Source organism: Campylobacter concisus (genome assembly GCF_003048875.2).
Classification (GTDB): Bacteria; Campylobacterota; Campylobacteria; order Campylobacterales; family Campylobacteraceae; genus Campylobacter_A; species Campylobacter_A concisus_AU.
In genome coordinates this window covers 1,972,663-1,993,273 of sequence record NZ_CP049264.1, presented here as the reverse complement: position 1 = coordinate 1,993,273, position 20,611 = coordinate 1,972,663, and the positions used below count along the sequence as shown (strand labels likewise).

Genomic DNA, 20,611 nt, shown 5'->3' with positions numbered 1-20,611 from the left:
TTCCTTACATTAGATAGATGATCGGCACGATAGTTGGGTACTTTTTGACCTTTCTAAATATGTGCTTTCTGATCACTTGGCGCACTTGTGACTCGAGTAGTCTGCTATCTTTCAAAAGCTCCTCTTTGACGTTGCTTAGATATTGCTCCAGCACGCCCTCCATCTCTTTTCTAAACTCAGCGTCTTGCTTGTCGCCCACAAGGCCGTAGCTGATAACGCGAGGTTTGTTGATGAGTTTTGCGCCGTGACGTGAAATTTGAGCGATTATCATGACGACGCCTGCTTCAGCTAGGTTTTGTCTGTCGATGACGACGTCGTCTGCGATTTGTTTATTTATTTGATTGTCTATGAAGACTTTGCCAGTTTTTACTGTTTTTACACGTTTTAGGTATTTTTGGCAAACCTCCATCTGATCGCCGTCGCTCATTAGATAGATATTTCTCTCATCCACACCACAGCTAATGGCCGTCTCTTTGTGCTTTGCGATGTGGTTGTACTCGCCATGCACTGGCAAGAAAAATTTTGGTTTTATGAGGCGAAGCATCAGCTTTTGCTCTTCTTGCGCTGCGTGACCGCTGACGTGGATCTCGCTAAAGTCTTGGTAAGCGACGCTCGCGCCTGATTTTAGTAAGAAATTTAGCACCGTTGAGACGCTGTTTTCGTTGCCTGGGATCGCTTTTGAGCTGATGATTATCTGATCGGTCGGCTTTATCTTTATATATTTGTGTTCATCTGTCGCCATGCGGTAAAGTGCGCTCATGGTCTCGCCCTGAGAGCCAGTAGTGACGATAAGCACTTCGTCATCTTTAAATTTACCAACCTCGTTTGCATCGATAAAAATTTTCTTATCAAGTTTGATGTAGCCAAGCTCCATAGCAGTGTATAAATTTCTCTCCATTGATCTGCCGATGACACAGACTTTGCGGTTGTATTTTAAACCCCACTCGATCGCTTGATAGACGCGGTGGATGTTTGAGCTAAATGTGCTCATTATGACGCGGCCTTTTGCCTTTGAAAATATCGCGTCAAAGGTCTTGCCAACGCTACTTTCGCTCTTCGTAAAGCCCTCTTTGTAGCTGTTTGTGCTATCGCTTAATAGACAAAGCACGCCACGCTCACCATAATACGCTAGTCTGCCAAGGTCTGTTGGGTAGCCATCTATCGGCGTATGATCTATCTTGAAGTCGCCTGTGTGGATGATCGTGCCAGCCTTTGTCGTGATCGCAAGTGCTGAGGCGTCGATGATAGAGTGGGTTATATGTATCCACTCGACCTCAAAGTCGCCTATGAGATATGGTTTTCTTTTTTCGACTGATCTAAAGAGTGAGCGCTCTTGCTTTAGTCCGTGCTCTTCAAATTTATTATTTATCATGCCAAGTGGAAGCGGTGTGGCGTAGATAGGAAATTTAAACTCTTTGTAAAAATAAGGCACCGCGCCGATGTGATCTTCATGCGCGTGAGTGATGATGACACCTTTTATCTTATCTTTTATCTTGCGAACGTAGTCGAAGTCTGGGATGAGGATATCCACGCCGTGCATGCTCTCGCTTGGAAAGCTCATGCCGATATCAACGATGATGGCGCTAGTTTCTGTTTCAAAGACCGTCATATTGCCGCCGATCTCACCAAGACCGCCAAGTGGAGTTATGCGAATTTTATGCTCGCTTGAATTTAGATATTTTAGTGGCTCAAGTCTTAGCTCGTGAGTGGCTTTGTTCGCCTCCATCGCGCTTGCGATGTCTTGCTGCCACTGCTCGTTGCCATTTAGCTTTGCAGGCAAATTTTTCTTTGGTTTTTTAGCCTTTTTGGGCTTCTCTTTTTGCTCTTTTGTCTCGTTTTTAGCTTCAGCTTTTGGCTCTTGTTTTGGTTTTTCTTTTTGCTGTTTTTGCTCTTTTGGCTTATTATTTTCGCCATTTTTGTTTTGATTTTTATTGTTTCTTTGCTTTTTTGGGCGAGGATTTTGACTCTTTGGCTCGGCATGCGCTTCATTTTCAGCTTGCTCTGCTGCAAAGAAGTTATCTATCACGCTTTTGCTTGCTAGTGAGGTTTGCTCGGTAGTTTCGCCCTCTTGTTTTGGCTTATTTTTTGGTCTAAATCTTCGTCTTTTGTTGTTTTTGCTTTGGTTAGTTACAACTTTCTCTTCGTTTTTGTCGTTCATTATCTTCCTTTAATCTTTCAAATACTTTTAGATAAGAATCGACATCTAGCTCGTGTGGACGTAAATTTTGAGCTAAGCCTAGGTCTTCAAAAATTTCTTCTAACGCCTTTTTGTCAAAATTTGTGGATAAATTTTTCAAAAGCGTCTTTCTTGGCGAAGCAAACGCAGCTCTTAAAAATGCTTTAAAAGCCTCGTATTGTTTTGCATCTTTGAATATCCCGTCTTTGCCAAAAATCTTTTTTGTTTTTTGTAGTTTGATGACTGAAGATGTGACCTTTGGAGGTGGATTAAAAAGTTTTGCATCCACGTCAAACAAAAGCTCACACCTGCCTTGCAGTGAAGCGAGGATCGATAAAGCGCTAAATTCTTTATCCCTGCTCTTTGCACTAAATTTAAGAGCAACCTCTTTTTGTATCATCACAATAAGCCCAAGGCATTTTTCGTCATCTATCGCATTTAGTATCATCTTCGTAGCAACGTAATAGGGCAAATTTGCGACCAAAAAGTAGTTCTCGCTACTTAGTCCGCCCTCTTCTTGCCACTGCTCTAAAGCATCTTTACAAAAAAGTTTTAATTGTCCATTTTGGATCTCATTTGCAAATTTGACCTTTAAAATTTGAAATAGCTCACAATCTATCTCAAAAGAGGTCGTCTTGTAAATTTGCAAAAGTCTAAATGTCAAATCACCTAAGCCAGGCCCAATCTCAACGACGTTTGCTACGTCCTTGGGTATCGCTTGGATGATCTTATCTAGTGTCGCTTTGTCTTGTAAAAAATTCTGTCCAAAGTGCTTTTTTGCCTTTATCATAGCCGCGATATTAGCCAAAAATTACTTATACAATGATTACAAGTTTAGTTTAATCATATATAAAATGGACTATAATCACTAAATAACAACAAAATAAGGCGCAAATTTGAGTAGGGCAAATACCTTAAAATACTTTTTATTATCACAATATTTAGAGCCAAAAACCTTAGACGAGCCAAAAAAGACAAATAGCAAATTTAAAAAATCAATGGACCTTGAGATCGCAAATTTCGATGAGAAATTTATGCAAATTTTAAGAGCGTTTGATAGGTCGCTTTTAAAAAATGGTGTAGAAATTTCGATTTATGGTGGCATTTTTGAGACTGACTTGCTCGCCCTTGCGATATCAAAGCTAGCAAAGGTGAAATTTGAAAAAGAGCAAATTTTAGAGGAACTGCGCTCTGAACAAATGAGCTTTGAAAAGGCATTTTGTTATAAGCTTAAGCTCTCTGGCGATCTAGTATTTTGCAAAAATGAGCAAAATTTTGCTTTAAAAGATGCAAATTTAGATGATGAGCTAAGCCCATTTTTCACGCCAAACTCAACAAATGAGCTCTTTATCCCAACGGCTCCTTGGGCTATGGTGCGCCTAAACCGCCTAAAAGAGATCAGCCAAAATGACTTTAACAAAGAGTGCGAGCACATCAAGGATAAAATTTCTATCCACAAAGAGAAAATGCGGCTTAGCGAGTATGTAAAAGCGGTGCATGAGGAGCTAAAAAGCTCGCTAAAGACGCCATTTTGTAAAGATGTGATCAGGCTTGAAGTAAGGATAGTTGATCCAAATTTTAAAGAGAACGACGCCCTTTTAAATAGCTTTTTTATAGATGATATAAATTTACTTATCAAATTTTACGAGTCAGGCAGGACGCACGAGCTAACGGATCAGTTTTTAGACGAGGGCAGTGAGAATAAATTTGAGCGGCTTGACGTTAGAGATGAGCTAAATCAAAGGGCGGTTAGGGACTTTTTTAAGGCTGAGCGCTACCCTAGATCGGCCTTTGCGAGTGATTTTGCCTTAAATTTCTCACAGCAAATGGCGCTAAACAACATCATAGAGAAATTTAAAGATGGAAATGGCGGGATTTATAGTGTAAATGGCGCTCCAGGCACTGGCAAAACGACGCTTTTAAAGGACGTGATGGCTGAAGTGGTGACGCTTAGGGCGATAAAGCTTGCGCAAATGAGCAGGCATGATATCTTCGAGCCAGTTTATGACAGCGATGAAAAGGCGCTTTATTTTAGGCTAAATGACGAGCTGCAAGGCTACGAGATGGTCGTTAGCTCTTGTAATAACGGCGCAGTTGAAATTTTGAGTAAGGAGCTAAGCCAGTTAAAGAGCATAGGGGATTATGCGGGCGAGATTGATTATTTTAAATTTATAGCCACAAGGCTGCTCTCTGCTGATGAAAAGAGTGAATTTGGCGAGAAGTCCTTTATCTCAAAGCCAGCATGGGGGCTATTTTGTGTGGCACTTGGTTCAAAGCAAAATAAGTCAAATTTTGTTTTTAATGCAATTAATGGCGTAAAGATCGAGCCAACTCACAGCCAGTTTGACAAGATCGCAAGCGAATACGGCGAGTTTTTGGAGCAAGATGGCTTTTTGATGGGGCTTGGCAAGTACCTTGTAGTAGGCGAGGGCGTAGATGACTTTGACGTGGCGAAGGAGAAATTTAATCTTGCACTTCACGAGGTAAATTTACTTTTTAGTGAGATCAGGATCAAAGAAGAGGAGCTAAAGAGCCTAAATAGCGAGCTGGCTGATGTAGATAGGAGGCTTGAGAGCTACTACTCGGCCAAGCAGATAGAGGAGCTTTTAGAGCCTTTAGAGAACGAGCATGATGAAATTTTGGCTAAGCTGGGGGACAAAAAGGCGGAGGCAGAGGAGCTAACAAGGCTTGTTAGTCAAAATGAGGCCTTGCAGGACTATCTAAATTTACCGCAAAAGCCAGCCTTTTTTGCCTTTCAGCAAATTTTTAAGACAGAGGCCTTTGAAAAGTATAATGACGAGGCGCTAAAGGTCGGCGAGATAAACCGCCAGATAGCCGAGCAAAATTTAAAAGCTAGCAAGCAAAATGGCGAGAGCAAAGAGAAAAACGAGGCAAGGCTAAATGAGCTAAAAAGCGAGATAGCAGGGCTTGAGAGCAGGGTAGCAGAGCTTGGTACTAAGATAAATCTTTACAAAAGGCTGCAAAGTGACTTTGCTAGACGCCAAAAGATACTTGGCAGGAGCGAGGAGCTAGATATCTTTCTAAACGGCAGCTTTAGCGAGAGTAATGACGAAATGCAAAAGAGTATGCCATTTATGATGGAATTTGGCATAGACCAGAAATTTCATAAGACAAAGCTTTTTAAGGCTAGGATAGAGCTTTTTAAAGAGGCGCTAAATTTGCACAAAGCTGCCATTTTTGCTTGTAAAGAGGCTGTCAGGACAAATTTACGTGCCCTTAGCGTTATTTTTAACGATGAAAAGATGGCTGAGAAAAACGGCTTAGAGGCAAAGCATAGACGTGAGATCATCAAGGGTCTCTTCTTGCTAACGCCAGTTGTTAGCTCGACTTTTGCCTCGTTTAATAACACCTTTAAAGACCTTTTAAATGGCGATATAGGCATGCTTTTGATAGACGAAGCAGGGCAGGCAAATTTAACTAACGCGTTAGGCGCCTTGCTTCGCTCAAAGATGGCTGTGGTGGTTGGCGACCCACTTCAACTTGAGCCTGTCGTAACGTTGCCAGTTAGTTTAAATAACGCGATACTTAGCTACTGTGAGGCAAAAGAGGAGTTTAACTTGCTTAGATCCTCTGTGCAACTAAGAGCCGACAAGGCGCAGAATATCGGCACATATATAAAAGGTAGCGGTGAGAGTATCTGGGTCGGCTCGCCACTGATCGTGCATAGAAGGTGCGCCAACCCTATGTTTGAGATATCAAACGAGACTACCTATGATGATATGATGATACTTGGTAGAAGCGCGGCTAGTAAATTTGCAAACACTAACGTGCAAACAAAGTGGATAGATGTTAGAAGCGAGGAGTGGATAGGAAACTACAACAAAGCCGAGGGTGAGGTGGTTAAAGAGCTCTTGGCAGGCGAGCTAGCTAATGAAAAAAATAACATCAGGATAATAACGCCATTTAAAGATGTTTGTAGAAATTTAAAAGGTGCTGGCACTATCCACACTATGCAGGGTAAAGAGGCTGATATTATCGTATTTGTGTTAGGCGGAGCTACAAAGGGCGCTAGAGCATGGGCTGCTAGCAAGCCAAATCTGCTAAACGTGGCGCTAACAAGAGCAAAAGAGGTTATTTATATAGTTGGAAACAGAGAAAATTGGGCTAGTTTGCCCTACTTTGAGGTGGCAGCTAGAAAGATAGACAAAGGATAAATTTGAATCATTTCGCAAAACGAATAATCCCATGCCTCGACGTAAAAGACGGCAGGGTCGTAAAAGGTGTAAATTTTGTTGGACTTGTCGATGCTGGAGACCCAGTCGAGATAGCTAAAAGATACAACGACGAGGGTGCTGACGAGCTGTGCTTTTTGGATATCACAGCCTCTCACCTTGGCCGTGATACGATAGTTGATGTGGTAAAAAAGGTCGCAAGTAAGCTTTTTATACCCCTAACCGTTGGCGGTGGCATACGCACGATCGATGATATCTCTCGCCTTTTGAATGCGGGCTGCGACAAGGTGAGCCTAAACTCATCGGCGATAAAAGATCCAAATTTGATCGACGAAGCGGCTAAGAAATTTGGCTCGCAATGTGTCGTTGTGGCGATCGACGCTAAAAAGATCGAAAATGGTTATAGCGTTTTTATAAATGGTGGCAGGATCGATACTAAAAAAGATGCCTTTTCTTGGGCAAAAGAGGTTGAGTTGCGCGGAGCAGGGGAGATATTACTAACATCTATGGATAACGACGGTGTCAAGCAGGGCTTTAGTCTGGAGCTAACAAAGATATTTAGCGCGCTTTCTATACCGACTATCGCAAGTGGTGGTGCTGGGAAGATGGAGCACTTTAAAGAGGCTTTTGAAGCTGGGGCTGATGCGTGTCTTGCTGCTTCGATATTTCACTTTGGCGAGATCGAGATTAGGGTGTTAAAGGCATATTTAAGAGGGCAAGGTGTTGAAGTAAGATTATAGTTTTTAGCCACAAAAGCGGCTAAAAGATTAATAATTGCAAGCTTTTCGCAACGCTTCTTTCCTTTCTGGAGTAATTTGTGCTGAAAGATCGTTTTTTCCTAAACTGCAAGCTTTTACAAAATACTCTTTTGCTTTGTAATGGTCGCCATTCTTTCCAGCAATTACGGCAAAATTATAACATCCAGACCAATTATTACCAGTATCGCAACTTTCTTTAAAATACATAGCCCCTTTTCCTATATCTTGTTTTACACCCTTTCCATCATAATATATATTTCCAAGATTATAGCATCCTAGTGCATAGTCACCATCGCAAGCTTTTTTGTATAACTCTCTTGCTTTCTTATAATCTTTTTTTATACCATCTTCTCCTTCGTATATCGTTCCGAGATTATTGCAAGCTTCATATTCATTGCAATCACAACTTTTTTGATATAATCTTATGGCTTTTATAATATCCTTTTCTTGCCCTAAACCATAATGATACATCGTACCATAGCCAGTTAAAAAAGTAGTATTGGCATTTTTGCAGCTTTTTCCCAATTCTCTTAGTTCTTCTTGACTAAAATTTAAGTTATTACTTGCAAAAGTAAGCGAACTGACTATCGTTAAACCAATGACAACTTTACTAAAATTTAAGATTTTCATCTTTTCTCCTTAAAAGCAATTTTTTATCACACAATTTATAGCTGGACCAGCAAGGAAACCAAAAGTTACCCTTATAATAATCCCCCAAGCAGAATATTTGTGGCTACCGTCAGGGTTTTCAGAGAGTTTATCTAGTCTATATAAAATAATCCCATAAAATGGTATTGATATAGCTGCTAAAATCCTTAGATGTATCAAAGCACCGCCATCAAACATAACGGCGCTTAAAAAAGCTATTAACGAGACTAAGGATTTTTGCAAACAACTCTCATATTTATCCATTTTTTACATCTTGTAAATTTTTACCCGTATTCTATCCCCCCCCATAAAAAATTGCTTAAAATTTATTGTAATTTTATTTTCGTACTAAATTTTTGAATTTAGTTTTAAATTTACTACTATTTTGATACCATTAAAGAAAATTTGAAAAGAGTTAAATGGAGAGTATAATAATAAGTGCGGGACGAAATGAAGTGTTTCCTTTTGCCTTGCCGATGGGTGTGGGGCTAGTCGATATGGCGATAAATTTGACAAAGTTTTTGCAAAAAAGATCATGCGTGGGAGCAGATGAAAAGAGTGTAAATTTAAAAAATATTGACCCTCACTACCTTGCAAAGATCGAGGCTAAATTTGCAAACTCATCAAACCCAGAGCTGCAAAATCTAAGCCAAAATTTGTCAAAAAATCCTGATCAAAATTTATACCAGATGCCAGAAAAGATAATTTTTGTTGGCTCGGCAGGTCTATATAAAGATGGTGAAATTTTGCAAATTTATGAAAGCTCGGTTGGGACAAATGTTGAAATTTCTAGCATAGAAAATAGATCTTATTCGCCTATCGAGTGTGAAATTTCTTCTATCGTTTCACGTGGAACTATCAAAACAAATTCATCAAATTTTATAACAACAGATAAAAATTTGGCTTATAAGATGTTTGAAAAGGGATATTTTTTAGAAAATATGGAGTTTTTTTCTGTTCTAAAAGTGGCTCAAATTTTTAAAATTCCAGCTTATGGAATTTTCGTAGCGACAAATTTTTGTGATGAAAATGCGCATGCTGATTTTATAAAAAATCACTCTGCGGCCAAAGAGCTACTAACAAAATATGTAAAGGAAAATATGTGAAAAATTTGCTTGACCTTAGCATCGAAGAGTTAAAAGAGCTGGTCTCTCCCTCTTTTAGAGCGACGCAAATTTATGAGTGGGTATATAAAAAAAATGCAACAGAATTTAGCCAAATGCTAAATTTGCCAAAAGATATGCGCCAGGATCTGGCTGAGAAATTTTATCTTGATCCTTTAAAATGTGTGAAATTTGAGCAAAGTAGTGATGGCTCGATCAAGTATCTTTTTGAGCTAAAAGATGGGCTGAAGATAGAGAGCGTTTTGTTACCGATGAAAGAGGAGGTTAGTGACGAAGATGGCAAGATCAGTCGCCATGCTCGTTACACTGTTTGTGTTAGTTCGCAGGTTGGCTGCAAAATGGGCTGTGCTTTTTGCCTAACAGCAAAGGGCGGGCTTGTTAGAAATTTGACCGCTGGCGAGATCGTAGGGCAAATTTTATGGATAAAAAGAGAAAATAACATACCATACGAGAGGCGCATAAATGTCGTTTATATGGGTATGGGTGAGCCACTTGATAACCTTGCTAACGTTAGTAAAGCGATCAAAATTTTAGCTCTAAATGAGGGTCTAGCCATATCGCCACGCCGCCAAACTGTTTCAACAAGTGGCCTTGGCAGTCAGATAAAAAAGCTTGGCGAGATGGACCTTGGTGTCTTGTTGGCCATATCGCTACATGCTGTTACTAACGAGCTTAGAAGCCGCCTGATGCCGATAAATAAGGCGTATAATATCGAGGCTGTTATGGACGCTGTTAGGGGATTTCCTATCGATATGCGAAAGCGTGTGATGTTTGAGTATCTTGTTATCAAAGACCTAAATGACAGCGTTAGTGACGCAAAAAAGCTGGTAAAACTGCTGCATGGTATCAAGGCAAAGGTAAATTTGATCTACTTTAACCCGCATGAAGGTAGTGAATTTGGACGGCCTGAGCTTGCTAGCATGCTAAAATTTCAAGAATATCTAAGGGATCATGGTGTTACTTGCACGATCAGACAGAGCAAAGGGCTTGATATAAGTGCGGCTTGCGGACAGCTAAAACAGCGAAATGAAAACTCAAAATTCAGAGCTAACGTTAGCGATAAGAGTGCAGCTACAGCAGAAGAAAAACCAACTAACGATAAAACTAACGTGAGTAAAAAATGACAGCTCTTGATATCGCCGAGATAATTTTTATAGTGCTGGTTGCTGGTGTTGGGCTTGGACTTATCATTAAAGTTTTAAAAGATGAAAATAAAACTTCAAAATAAATTCTAAAAATTTGGCATGAAATTTTGTGAGTGAAAAACAAAAACGCAAAGTCGATTGCCAAAATTTAATTCATAATGCGGCGACACTAAAAATCTAATTCTACTTTTCAATAAAAATTCTGTTTCAAATTTAAAAGCAAAATTATGAAAAATTTTATAGATTGTTTTTACTAGAAAGATTTTTTGAAATTTAAATAGTTTGATTATTTGCTTTTTTTGCAAATTTATAAAACTCACTTTCGGCGTCAAATTTGCTTTTTATGGTGTAAAAAATTTCATCAAATTTAAATGAAATTTCGTCCGAGTGAAGCAAGAGCCTCTTTGCTCCAGTTAAATTTATTCGTTCATACTCGCTCATCTCTTTATCTAAAATTTTCTCGATCTGCGGACGCGACAAACCATAAAGTGGTTCGCCAAGGATCTTGTGTTTCACATGAAACAAATGCAAGCGAATTTGATGCTGCCTACCAGTGAGTGGGATAGCCCGAACTAAAGTCGTATCGATATCGTCAAAATATCTGATCGGCAAAATTTTAGTCACCGCATTTTTTCCATTTTCACAAATTTGCATTCGCATTTTCACATCGTCGTAGTTGTTTGCCAGATCCATCTTAGCATCGATCGTAAATTCTCGCTCGATCTTGCCTTGCACCATCGCGACGTAGCTTTTAGAAACCTCTCTGTTTTCAAAGATTTTCTTTAGTTTTATCGTAGAATTTCTATCTTTGCCAACGACTATTACGCCGCTTGTTTCGCAGTCCAGCCTATGTGCTACGCTCGCATCTCGCCCAAAAAGTGTGTAAATTTCATCATTTAGCGAGTAGTCGCAGTGCCTGCCATTTGGGTGGCTGAGCACCCCACTTGGCTTGTCAAATACCGCAAAGCTCTCGCATTCAAAGATCGGCTTTAGTCCCTTTGGTTTGACCTCATAGTCGATCAAAAAAACATCACCGCACAAAACGGCATTTTTCTCACTCACGACACTGCCGCCACAGATCAGCCTGCCTTTGTCGATGAGACGCTGGGTTTGGCTCATGCTAAAGCCATTTTGCAGTAAAATTTCGTAAGCTTTTTGATGATCTGCAGTAATGATAAATTTATTTACGTAGGGCAAAAATGATCCTTTGAAAAATGAGCGAGCTATCTTAAGCCCAAATTTATAAGCGTATAACCGACATTTCAGCCCGGATTTTATATAATAAAAACTTAAATTTAGAGAAATTGCACGACGTGATTTCTGGCTCAAAAAGCCAAATTTATACTTTCAGGACAAAAGCAAACTAACACAAAAGGTTCAACAATGGTCGAAAGATACTCACGCAAAGAGATGGCTGAAAAGTGGAGCATACAAGCAAAATACGACGCTTGGCTCAAGGTAGAAAAAGCTGCCGTTAAAGCTTGGAATAAGCTTGGCTTCATAAGCGACAGCGACTGTGAGAAAATTTGCAAAAACGCTAAATTTGAAGTGGCTCGCATCGACGAGATAGAAAAGACGACAAAGCACGATGTCATCGCATTTTTAACAAGCGTCAGCGAGAGCCTTGGCGAGGAGAGTAGGTTCGTGCATTATGGCATGACCTCAAGCGACTGCATCGATACAGCCGTCGCACTTCAGATGAAAGAGAGCCTAGAGCTCATCATCAGCGACGTAGAGGAGTTTATGCAGGCGGTCAAAAACAGAGCAAACGAGCACAAGCATACGCTTATGGTCGGCAGAAGCCACGGCATCCACGGCGAGCCGATAACCTTTGGCCTTGTGCTTTCCATCTGGTACGACGAGATCGCAAGGGCGCTTAAGCTCATCAAAGACGCAAAAGAAACGATCAGCTACGGCAAACTCTCAGGCGCTATGGGAAATTTAGCCCACGCTCCGATGGAATTTGAAGAGCTAACGTGCGAGGAGCTAGGTCTTAAAGCTGCCCCAGCGTCAAATCAAGTGATCCAGCGCGACCGCTACGCCCATGTGGTGAGCGCTATCGCAGTTCTAGCCTCTACTTGCGAGAAGATCGCAGTTGCCATTAGACACTACCAAAGGACCGAGGTTTATGAGGCGGAGGAGTATTTTAGCCCAGGACAAAAGGGCTCAAGCGCGATGCCACACAAGCGCAACCCAGTCCTTAGCGAAAACATCACAGGCCTTTGCAGGGTACTACGCTCATACGTCACGCCTTCTCTTGAAAACGTAGCTCTTTGGCACGAGCGCGATATCAGCCACAGCTCGGTTGAGAGATTTATCCTGCCAGATATGTTTATCACGGCTGATTTTATGCTGGTTCGTATCAAAAATTTGATAGCAAATTTGGTTGTATATCCAGAAAATATGATGAAAAATTTAAATTTAACAGGCGGGCTAGTCTTTTCACAGCGCGTGCTTTTACAGCTGCCACAGCGTGGAATTTCTAGAGAGGATGCCTACAAGATCGTTCAGCGCAACGCCATGAAGGTCTGGGCGGACTTGCAAGAGGGCAAAAAAGCGATCGACGAGCAAGGCCACAGCCTATTTTTACAAAATTTACTAAACGACGAGGACCTAACTAAGAGCCTTAGCAAAGATGAGATCAAAGAGTGTTTTGACTACAACTACTACACCAAAAATGTAGATAAAATTTTCGCCAGAGTTTTTGGCAAGTAAATTTAAACGCAAGGGGTAAATTTAGCCCCTTGCAAATACCCTAACACAAAATCCACCTTAAATTTAGCTCGCCAAATTTATCAGCCAAGGGCGGCACTTTTCAAGTAGCTTTTACAAGTGTCAGCAAAATTTAGTGGCAATGTTGGCGCATTTAACTTTTGGTCGCCAAAGCTAACCCAAAAGCTCGTCACGTTTAACATTTTTATCGCCCTCGCGCTAGAAAAATAAGAGTTTTTGGCAAGCCTTTATCCTTCTCATTTTGGCTCTGAATTTTATATTTATTGAGTAGTTTTTGGCAAAGAGAGTTTTTATATCTTTTTGGATAAAATCTCAAATTAAAATTTAACACGGAGAGATATTTTTGAAAGTTATAAAACGCAATGGCAGAACAGAAGAGCTTGATATTAGCAAGATCAAAAAATACACAAACGAAGCCGTCCTAGGTCTTAGTAACGTAAGTCTTAGCGAGCTTGAGGTAGATGCGAAAATTCAGTTTAGAGATATGATAACGACTGAGGAAATTCAGCAAACTCTTATAAAAACAGCAGTTGATAAGATCGACATCGACCGCCCAAACTGGACATTTGTTGCAGCAAGGCTATTTTTATTCGACCTTTATCACAAAGTGACTGGCTTTAACGGCTACAACCACCTAAAAGACTACCTAGCAAAGGGCGAGAAAGTAGGCCGCATCATCCCTGGGCTAAAAGAGAAGTACGACTTAGAGGATCTAAACGCATACATCAAACCTGAGCGCGACCTCCAGTTTGCATACCTTGGTATCAAGACGCTTTATGATCGCTATCTTATCAAAGACAAGAGCGGTATGCCTATCGAGCTGCCACAGCACATGTTTATGGCGATAGCGATGTTTCTTGCGCAAAACGAGCTAGACAGTCAAGGTTGGGCAAAGAAATTTTACGACCTCATCTCTAAATTTGAAGTGATGCTAGCTACCCCAACGCTCTCAAACGCAAGGACTACACGCCACCAGCTAAGCAGCTGTTACGTAGGCAGTACGCCTGATAATATCGAGGGCATTTTTGATAGCTACAAAGAGATGGCGCTACTTTCAAAATTTGGCGGCGGTATCGGCTGGGACTGGAGCAAGGTGCGCGCGATGGGCGGCAGTATCGACGGACACAAAAACGCAGCTGGCGGTATCATACCATTTTTAAAAGTGACAAACGACATCGCAGTAGCGGTCGATCAGCTAGGCACTAGAAAGGGCGCGATCGCTGTTTATATCGAGCCTTGGCATATGGACGTGAGCGATTTTCTCGATCTTCGCAAAAACTCAGGCGAAGAGAGACGCCGCGCGCACGAGCTTTTCCCTGCACTTTGGATAAACGACCTATTTATGAAGCGTGTCAAAGAAAATGGCCGCTGGAGCCTCTTTGACCCAGCTCAAGTAAGCGACCTTTGCGACCTTTATGGCGAGGAGTTTGAGAAGAGATACTTAGAGTATGAAAACGATGAAAATATCCAGAAAAACACCATCCTTGCAAAAGAGCTTTGGAAGAAAATTTTAACTAGCTATTTTGAAACGGGCATGCCATTTTTATGCTTTAAAGATAATGCCAACAAAGCAAATCCAAATGACCACGAAGGCATCATCAGAAGCTCAAATTTATGCACTGAAATTTTCCAAAACACAGCGCCAAACTACTATAAGATCAAGATCACTTATGAAGACGGCGGCGAGGAGCTATTTGACGAAGAAGAAGACGTCACTGTTGATAGTGGCATAACTAAAAAAGCCAAAAAGCTTAGCGCGCTTGATAGCCTAAAAGGCAAGCAAATTTTCATCGTAGAAAAAGAGAGCATCGAGGGCAAAACCGCAGTTTGCAACCTTGCAAGTATAAATTTAAGCAAGATAAACAGCAAAGAGGACATCGAGCGTGTCGTGCCTATAGCTATCAGGATGCTTGATAATGTTATAGATCTAAATTTCTACCCACACAAAAAGGTAAAACACACAAACCTTGCCTCTCGCTCGATCGGCCTTGGCGTCATGGGCGAAGCGCAAATGCTAGCTGAGAAAAACGTAAAATGGGGCAGTTATGAGCATTTGGCGCTCATTGATAGCATAATGGAAAACATAAGCTACAACGCGATCTACGCTAGCTCAAATTTAGCCGTAGAAAAGGGCATCTATCCAAAATTTGAAGGCTCAAAATGGAGCAAAGGCATCATGCCGATAGACACTGCAAACGAGAACGCAAAAGCGCTTTTAAACGACAAAGGCGGGCTATTTGACGAAAATGTCTGCGACTGGGACAAGCTAAGAGAAAAAGTTAGGCGCGACGGCATGAGAAACGGCTACCTAATGGCGATCGCTCCAACTAGCTCGATCTCGATCCTTGTTGGCACTACTCAGACTATCGAGCCAGTCTATAAGCGCAAGTGGTTCGAACACAACCTAAGCGGCATGATCCCAAATGTCGTGCCAAATTTAAGCCCTGATACTTGGCAGTTTTACACGCCAGCTTACGAGCTTGATCAAAGAATTCTTATAAAAGCAGGCGCGATCCGCCAAAAATGGATCGATCAAGGTCAAAGCCTAAATATATTTATGAGCCTAGATAAGGCAAGTGGCGGATATCTAAGTGAAATTTACACGCTTGCATGGGAGCTTGGACTAAAATCAACCTACTATCTACGCTCTGAAAGTCCAGACAGCGAAAAGCTAAACGACGTGGCAGACCGTTCGATCGAGTGTGAGGGATGTCAGTAGGTAAATTTAAGAGAGAAATTTCTCTCTTAAATTTTTTAAATTGTCTATTAAATTTATAAATTTACGGAAGTGTCACAAAGCTTAATTTTATACCAAGCTCATCTGCTAGCTTGCTTAGCTTCTCGCTCTTTTCTATTCCTGCTGATATACAAAACTGCATACCATTTACGTTACGCTCTTTTAGTCTCGTAAAGACATTTGACATGAGTGACTCCGTTTTCATCCCACTTTCGCCGTAGATGACAAAGGCATCCACGCCCTCTTGTATTTTATCCGTTAGATTGTTGTAAAAACCTCCGTCGTTGTTTGAAACACTAGTTGTTGCGCTAGCTATTGCGTCAGCAAGAAAGCCACGACTTGGTACTAGCATAATGACTGTACTATCTGATTTTAGGGCGCATTTTGCAAAGCTTTTCATCATGCCATCTTCGGGTGATTTTACGCCGTTGGATGATGCACAGCCAGCCAAAAGTAGACCTAGGGCGAGCATTGTGATTTTTTTCATTGAAACTCCCTTTTTTGAAAATCGACTAATATTAACATAAATTAAATAAAGATCTATATGGAAGAAAAATTTAAATCTACTATTTTAAAAACTAAAATTAAAATAATTATTTAAGTAAAATAATCAAATTTTATTTTAAAATACCTAAAATACGTAAAAATATACTTAATAAAACTCTATAAAATTTTATATTTTTTGATAAATATTATTAAACAAAATAAAATAAGTTTTCTATATTTTAAGCTTTCTTGTCTTATACTTTTAAACTCCATATCAAAAAAACAATCAGAAAAGAGCAAGTGATGCGTGAAATTTTAAAACGAGATGGCACAAGGCAAGAATTTGTAGCATACAAGATAGTAGATGCTATAAAAAAGGCATTTGCCAGCGAAAATAAAGCTTATGACGAGCAAGTTTTTACAAATGTAGTCCAAGATATCTTTCAAAAATCAAGTGCGATAACAGTCGAAGACATCCAAGATGCGATAGAAAAAGAGCTATTTGACGGCGGACATTTTGAGGTTTTAAAGAGCTTCATGCTCTACCGCCACACCCACAAGCTCCAGCGCGAGCAAATTTTAGGGCTAAATGAAGATACGACCTATATAAACTCAACCCAAACGATAAATGAGTACATAAACGGCACAGACTGGAGAATTTCTGCAAATTCAAACACAAGTTACTCAAACGCAGGCCTTATCAACAACACCGCTGGCAAAGTGATAGCAAACTACTGGCTAGACGCTGTTTATAGCAAAGAAGAGGGTCTTGCTCACAGAAATGGCGACTACCATATCCACGACCTTGACTGCCTCACAGGGTATTGTGCTGGCTGGAGTTTGCGAGCTTTGCTAAATGAGGGCTTTAACGGCGTTCGTGGTAGGGTCGAGAGCAAAGCGCCAAAGCACTTTAGAGAGGCGCTTTATCAGATGGCAAATTTCTTAGGCATTTTGCAAAGCGAGTGGGCGGGCGCTCAGGCGTTTTCTAGCTTTGACACCTACCTTGCGCCTTATGTTTTCAAAGACGATCTAAGCGACGCCGAGATCAAAAAGGCGATCACTAGCTTTATTTTCAACCTAAACGTCCCTGCACGCTGGGGACAAAGTCCATTTACAAACGTAACCATAGATATCACCTGCCCAAGCGACCTAAGAGATCAGATCCCAACGAGCGATGACATACACCTCTTTGCAAACGTAAAAGATGAGAAAATTTTGAAAAAAGCAAACGAGCGTGGCAGGAAAAATTTGATCGATATGACCTACAAGGACTTCGAGCCTGAGATGGCACGCATAGACAAGGCATTTTACGAGGTCTTGACAGCTGGTGACAAGTGCTCGCAGCCTTTTACATTCCCTATACCAACGGTAAATATCACAGAGGATTTTAACTGGGATAGCGAAGTAGCTGACGTTCTCTTTGAAAATACCGCAAAAATGGGCTCAAGCTACTTTCAAAATTTCATCGGCTCGCAATACACTTACGACGAAAATGGTAACAAGATAGAAAACGAAAACGCCTACAAACCAGGCCACGTGCGCTCTATGTGCTGCCGCTTGCAGCTTGATCTAAGAGAGCTTTTAAAGCGTGGTGGTGGTCTTTTTGGAAGTGCTGAGATGACCGGCTCGATAGGCGTCGTCACTATAAATTTAGCCCGCCTAGGCTATAACTACAAAGGCGATAAAGTCGCACTTTATAATAGACTAAGCTACCTTTTAGACCTAGCTAAATCAACCCTAGAGAAAAAGCGTAAATTTATCCAAGAGATGTATGACAGAGGGCTTTATCCTTACACAGCTAGGTATCTAAAGCACTTTAACAACCACTTTAGCACGATCGGCATAAATGGCATGAATGAGCTACTTAGAAATTTCACTGGCGACAAAGAGAACATCTCAACTAAATTTGGACGAGAATTTGCCCTTGAGATGGTTGGCTTTTTACGTGATAAGATAAGGACGTTTCAAGAAGAGAGCGGAAATTTATATAACCTTGAGGCAACTCCAGCTGAGGGCACGACGTATCGCTTTGCTAAAGAGGATAAGAAGCGCTACCCAGACATCATCCAAGCAGGCGAGGGGGACAATATCTACTACACAAACTCAACCCAGCTACCTGCAAATTTCACAGACGACGCTTACGAAGCGCTTGATCTACAAGATGAGCTACAAAGCGCCTACACTGGTGGCACCGTCTTTCACCTATATATGAAAGAGCGCATAAGCTCGGCTAAAGCTTGCAAAGAGCTTGTAAAGAGTATAATCTCAAACTACAAACTCCCATACATCACGATAACGCCGGTATTTAGCGTCTGTTCAAAACACGGCTACATAGCTGGCGAGCATGAGTTTTGCCCACTTTGTGATGCAGAGCTTATAGAAAATGAAAAGAAAAAATCCAAATAAGGAGAGGGAAATGACAGAAAAAGAAATTTTAGAAAAAGTACAAGATAAACGCACAAGATGCGTGGTCTATACTCGTGTTATGGGCTATCACAGACCAGTTGAGAGCTTTAATCTCGGTAAAAAAGGCGAGCACAAAGAGCGTGTTAAATTTGACGAATACGCAAGTTGCTGCAAAAGATAAATTTTTTGCCTAAAAACAAGAATAAATTTAAAAAAATCAACTAAAATGCAAACCAAAGGCACGCTCCTGTGCCTTTTAGTTTAAAAAGGGTCAAAACTTGCAAAAAGTCTTTAGTATAACGCCATTTACGACGCTTGACTATCCAGACAAAGTGGCAGCTGTCATCTGGTTTGCAGGGTGTAATATGCGCTGTGGATACTGCTACAACATCGAGGTTGTAAAGTCAAATGGCACTATAAGTTTTAGCGAAGTTTGCGACTTTTTAGACCGCAGGGTCGGCAAGCTAAATGGCATCGTCTTTAGCGGCGGCGAATGCACAGCAAACCCTCTCTTTCTAAGGCTAGCACGCGAGGTCAAAGCGCGTGGCTTTAGCTTAAAAGTAGATACTAATGGCTCATATCGTGACGTCTTGAAAGAGGCGATAGATGAGGGGCTTATCGACTATATCGCACTTGATTTTAAAGCTCCAAAAGAGAAATTTATCGGCATAACTGGCTCAAATTTATATGAAAAATTTGCCGCCACGCTTAGATACTTGCTTGAGATAAATTTTAAATTTGAAGTTAGAACGACCGTGCATGCGGACTTGCTAAGCGAAAAGGATATCTCTGAGATGTCAGGGCTACTTTACGAGCTTGGATATAGAGGGGATTATTTCTTACAAAAATTCTTTAACACTGGCGAAAATTTTGGCAACATGGGCGAGCCAAAAAATAGCTTCGATCCAGACAAGATCACATCAAAACTACCTATCAGACTAAGAAATTTCTAAATTTAGCAAAGACTAAAAATAGCTAAAAATAAGAAAATTTAACTAAAATTTACCCCAAATCACAAAAGCAAACAAGGAGAAAACTATGTAAAATTTCAGCTTTTTAAACCCTACTAAAATAGAATTTGGCAAAGACAAAGAGCAAAACATCGGCAAATACATGAAAGAATTTGGCGCAAAAAAGACGCTCATCATCTATGGCAGCGACAGGATCATGCAAAACGGACTTTTTGACGTTGCCACAAAGAGCCTAAGCGCAAATGGCATCGAGTTTTGCAAGATAGGCGGCGTGAAGTCAAACCCAGTGCTAAGCAAGGTAAATGAGGCTATAAATTTAGCTAAAAAACAAGGCGTCGATAGCGTGCTAGCCATAGGCGGCGGCTCGGTGCTTGACACGGCCAAGGCAGTGGCTGCTGGAGTTAAATATAACGGCGACGTTTGGGACTTTTTTACTGGCAAGTGTCCAAAAGAGGCGCTTATGATCTTTGATATCATCACGCTTGCTGCAACTGGCTCAGAGATGAACGGCGGCGCAGTCGTCACAAATGAAGCCACAAAAGAGAAATTTGCCATGCACGGCGCTTGTCTTTACCCAAAAGTATCGGTGGTAAATCCGCTTCTTCAAGCAAGCGTTAGCAAAGAGTATTTGGTCTATTCAGCCTCTGACATCATCGCTCACAGCATCGAGGGCTACTTTACGGCGAGCGTTCAGCCTGAGATCATAAATTTATACATCGAAGCAAACATCAAAACCGTCATGAAAACGACTGAAATTTTACTAAAAGAGCCAGAAAACTATGACGCTAGAAGCGAGTTTGCTTGGGCTGCTACGATGGCGCTAAATGGCCTAACTTACGTTGGCACGGCTGGTTACTCATATCCAAACCACATGATCGAGCACGCCATAGGTGCGGTGGTTGATTGCGCACACGGGGCTGGGCTAAGTGTAGTGATGCCAGCTTGGATGAAGTGGTATAAGAGTAGAAATTTAAAGGCATTTAAACGCTTTGGCAAAGAAATTTTTGGCGTAGATGACGCAGACGAGGCTATTAAAAAGCTAAAAGAGTGGTTTAGCAAGATCGGCACGCCAACAAGCCTCATCGAAATCGGCGTTGATGAGTCAAATTTAGACGAGATCATGGCGCTAGTTTATGACTACGCCAAGGGCAGGGGCTTGGAGCAAATTTATACAAAAGAGGCCATAAGCGAAATTTTTGCCTTAGCGAGATAGAATTTATCCAAAATTTACAAA

The 20,611-nt window shown here is 41.0% G+C and carries 16 protein-coding genes; 10 read left to right on the top strand and 6 right to left on the bottom strand.

Features of this window, described 5'->3' with window-relative positions; translation table 11 throughout:
- Window positions 1-4: 4 nt before the first annotated feature.
- The gene (locus CVT07_RS09875) at window positions 5-2,158 is read right to left on the bottom strand and encodes a ribonuclease J (protein WP_196375732.1); all 2,154 of its coding nucleotides are present in this window, start codon (window positions 2,156-2,158) and stop codon (window positions 5-7) included.
- Entirely contained in the window at window positions 2,124-2,966 is an 843-nt protein-coding gene (rsmA, locus tag CVT07_RS09870) for a 16S rRNA (adenine(1518)-N(6)/adenine(1519)-N(6))-dimethyltransferase RsmA (protein ID WP_103557874.1), read from the bottom strand. The genes CVT07_RS09875 and rsmA overlap by 35 nt, the downstream gene beginning before the upstream one ends.
- A gap of 106 nt (window positions 2,967-3,072) precedes the next feature.
- On the opposite strand from rsmA, the gene CVT07_RS09865 reads away from it, so the two are divergent.
- A complete protein-coding gene (locus CVT07_RS09865; protein WP_107936021.1) occupies window positions 3,073-6,351 on the top strand; it encodes a DEAD/DEAH box helicase in 3,279 nt (1,092 codons plus the stop codon).
- A 2-nt stretch (window positions 6,352-6,353) separates the two neighbouring features.
- Window positions 6,354-7,109, top strand: coding sequence for an imidazole glycerol phosphate synthase subunit HisF (gene hisF / locus CVT07_RS09860; RefSeq protein WP_107936019.1), 756 nt, complete (start codon window positions 6,354-6,356; stop codon window positions 7,107-7,109).
- A 27-nt stretch (window positions 7,110-7,136) separates the two neighbouring features.
- Here hisF and CVT07_RS09855 read toward each other — a convergent pair whose 3' ends face one another.
- Together CVT07_RS09855 and CVT07_RS09850 are read right to left on the bottom strand one after the other, a co-directional pair.
- On the bottom strand, window positions 7,137-7,757 hold the full coding sequence (locus CVT07_RS09855; protein WP_103557815.1) for a tetratricopeptide repeat protein: 621 nt from the start codon (window positions 7,755-7,757) through the stop codon (window positions 7,137-7,139).
- Window positions 7,758-7,766: 9 nt separating this feature from the next.
- The gene (locus CVT07_RS09850; RefSeq protein WP_103557814.1) at window positions 7,767-7,973 is read right to left on the bottom strand and encodes a hypothetical protein; all 207 of its coding nucleotides are present in this window, start codon (window positions 7,971-7,973) and stop codon (window positions 7,767-7,769) included.
- A gap of 230 nt (window positions 7,974-8,203) precedes the next feature.
- On the opposite strand from CVT07_RS09850, the gene CVT07_RS09845 reads away from it, so the two are divergent.
- Together CVT07_RS09845 and rlmN are read left to right on the top strand one after the other, a co-directional pair.
- Entirely contained in the window at window positions 8,204-8,881 is a 678-nt protein-coding gene (locus tag CVT07_RS09845; protein ID WP_430748119.1) for a purine-nucleoside phosphorylase, read from the top strand.
- A complete protein-coding gene (gene rlmN, locus CVT07_RS09840; RefSeq protein WP_107936017.1) occupies window positions 8,878-10,023 on the top strand; it encodes a 23S rRNA (adenine(2503)-C(2))-methyltransferase RlmN in 1,146 nt (381 codons plus the stop codon). Before CVT07_RS09845 ends, rlmN begins: the two co-directional genes overlap by 4 nt.
- Window positions 10,024-10,317: 294 nt before the next feature.
- Here the strand turns inward: rlmN and CVT07_RS09835 are convergent, their stop codons facing one another.
- Entirely contained in the window at window positions 10,318-11,241 is a 924-nt protein-coding gene (locus tag CVT07_RS09835) for a pseudouridine synthase family protein (protein ID WP_107936013.1), read from the bottom strand.
- Window positions 11,242-11,427: 186 nt separating this feature from the next.
- On the opposite strand from CVT07_RS09835, the gene purB reads away from it, so the two are divergent.
- Window positions 11,428-12,759 carry an adenylosuccinate lyase gene (gene purB, locus CVT07_RS09830; RefSeq protein WP_107936011.1) on the top strand — a complete coding sequence of 444 codons (1,332 nt, stop codon included), beginning with the start codon at window positions 11,428-11,430 and terminating at the stop codon, window positions 12,757-12,759.
- Between the two features lie 361 nt (window positions 12,760-13,120).
- A complete protein-coding gene (locus tag CVT07_RS09825) occupies window positions 13,121-15,496 on the top strand; it encodes a ribonucleoside-diphosphate reductase subunit alpha (protein WP_107936009.1) in 2,376 nt (791 codons plus the stop codon).
- A 61-nt stretch (window positions 15,497-15,557) separates the two neighbouring features.
- Here CVT07_RS09825 and CVT07_RS09820 read toward each other — a convergent pair whose 3' ends face one another.
- Complete coding sequence (locus CVT07_RS09820) at window positions 15,558-16,001, bottom strand: hypothetical protein (protein ID WP_103609384.1); 444 nt, start codon at window positions 15,999-16,001, stop codon at window positions 15,558-15,560.
- 302 nt (window positions 16,002-16,303) lie between these two features.
- On the opposite strand from CVT07_RS09820, the gene CVT07_RS09815 reads away from it, so the two are divergent.
- From CVT07_RS09815 to CVT07_RS09800, 4 genes are all read left to right on the top strand, one after another.
- Window positions 16,304-18,406: a ribonucleoside triphosphate reductase gene (locus tag CVT07_RS09815; RefSeq protein WP_107936007.1), complete on the top strand. Its 2,103-nt coding sequence runs from the start codon at window positions 16,304-16,306 to the stop codon at window positions 18,404-18,406.
- Between the two features lie 10 nt (window positions 18,407-18,416).
- Complete coding sequence (nrdD, locus tag CVT07_RS10275) at window positions 18,417-18,587, top strand: anaerobic ribonucleoside-triphosphate reductase (protein WP_002940738.1); 171 nt, start codon at window positions 18,417-18,419, stop codon at window positions 18,585-18,587.
- A 97-nt stretch (window positions 18,588-18,684) separates the two neighbouring features.
- The gene (locus tag CVT07_RS09805) at window positions 18,685-19,359 is read left to right on the top strand and encodes an anaerobic ribonucleoside-triphosphate reductase activating protein (protein WP_107936005.1); all 675 of its coding nucleotides are present in this window, start codon (window positions 18,685-18,687) and stop codon (window positions 19,357-19,359) included.
- 118 nt (window positions 19,360-19,477) lie between these two features.
- A complete protein-coding gene (locus tag CVT07_RS09800) occupies window positions 19,478-20,590 on the top strand; it encodes an iron-containing alcohol dehydrogenase (protein ID WP_230855758.1) in 1,113 nt (370 codons plus the stop codon).
- The last annotated feature ends 21 nt before the right edge of the window (window positions 20,591-20,611 follow it).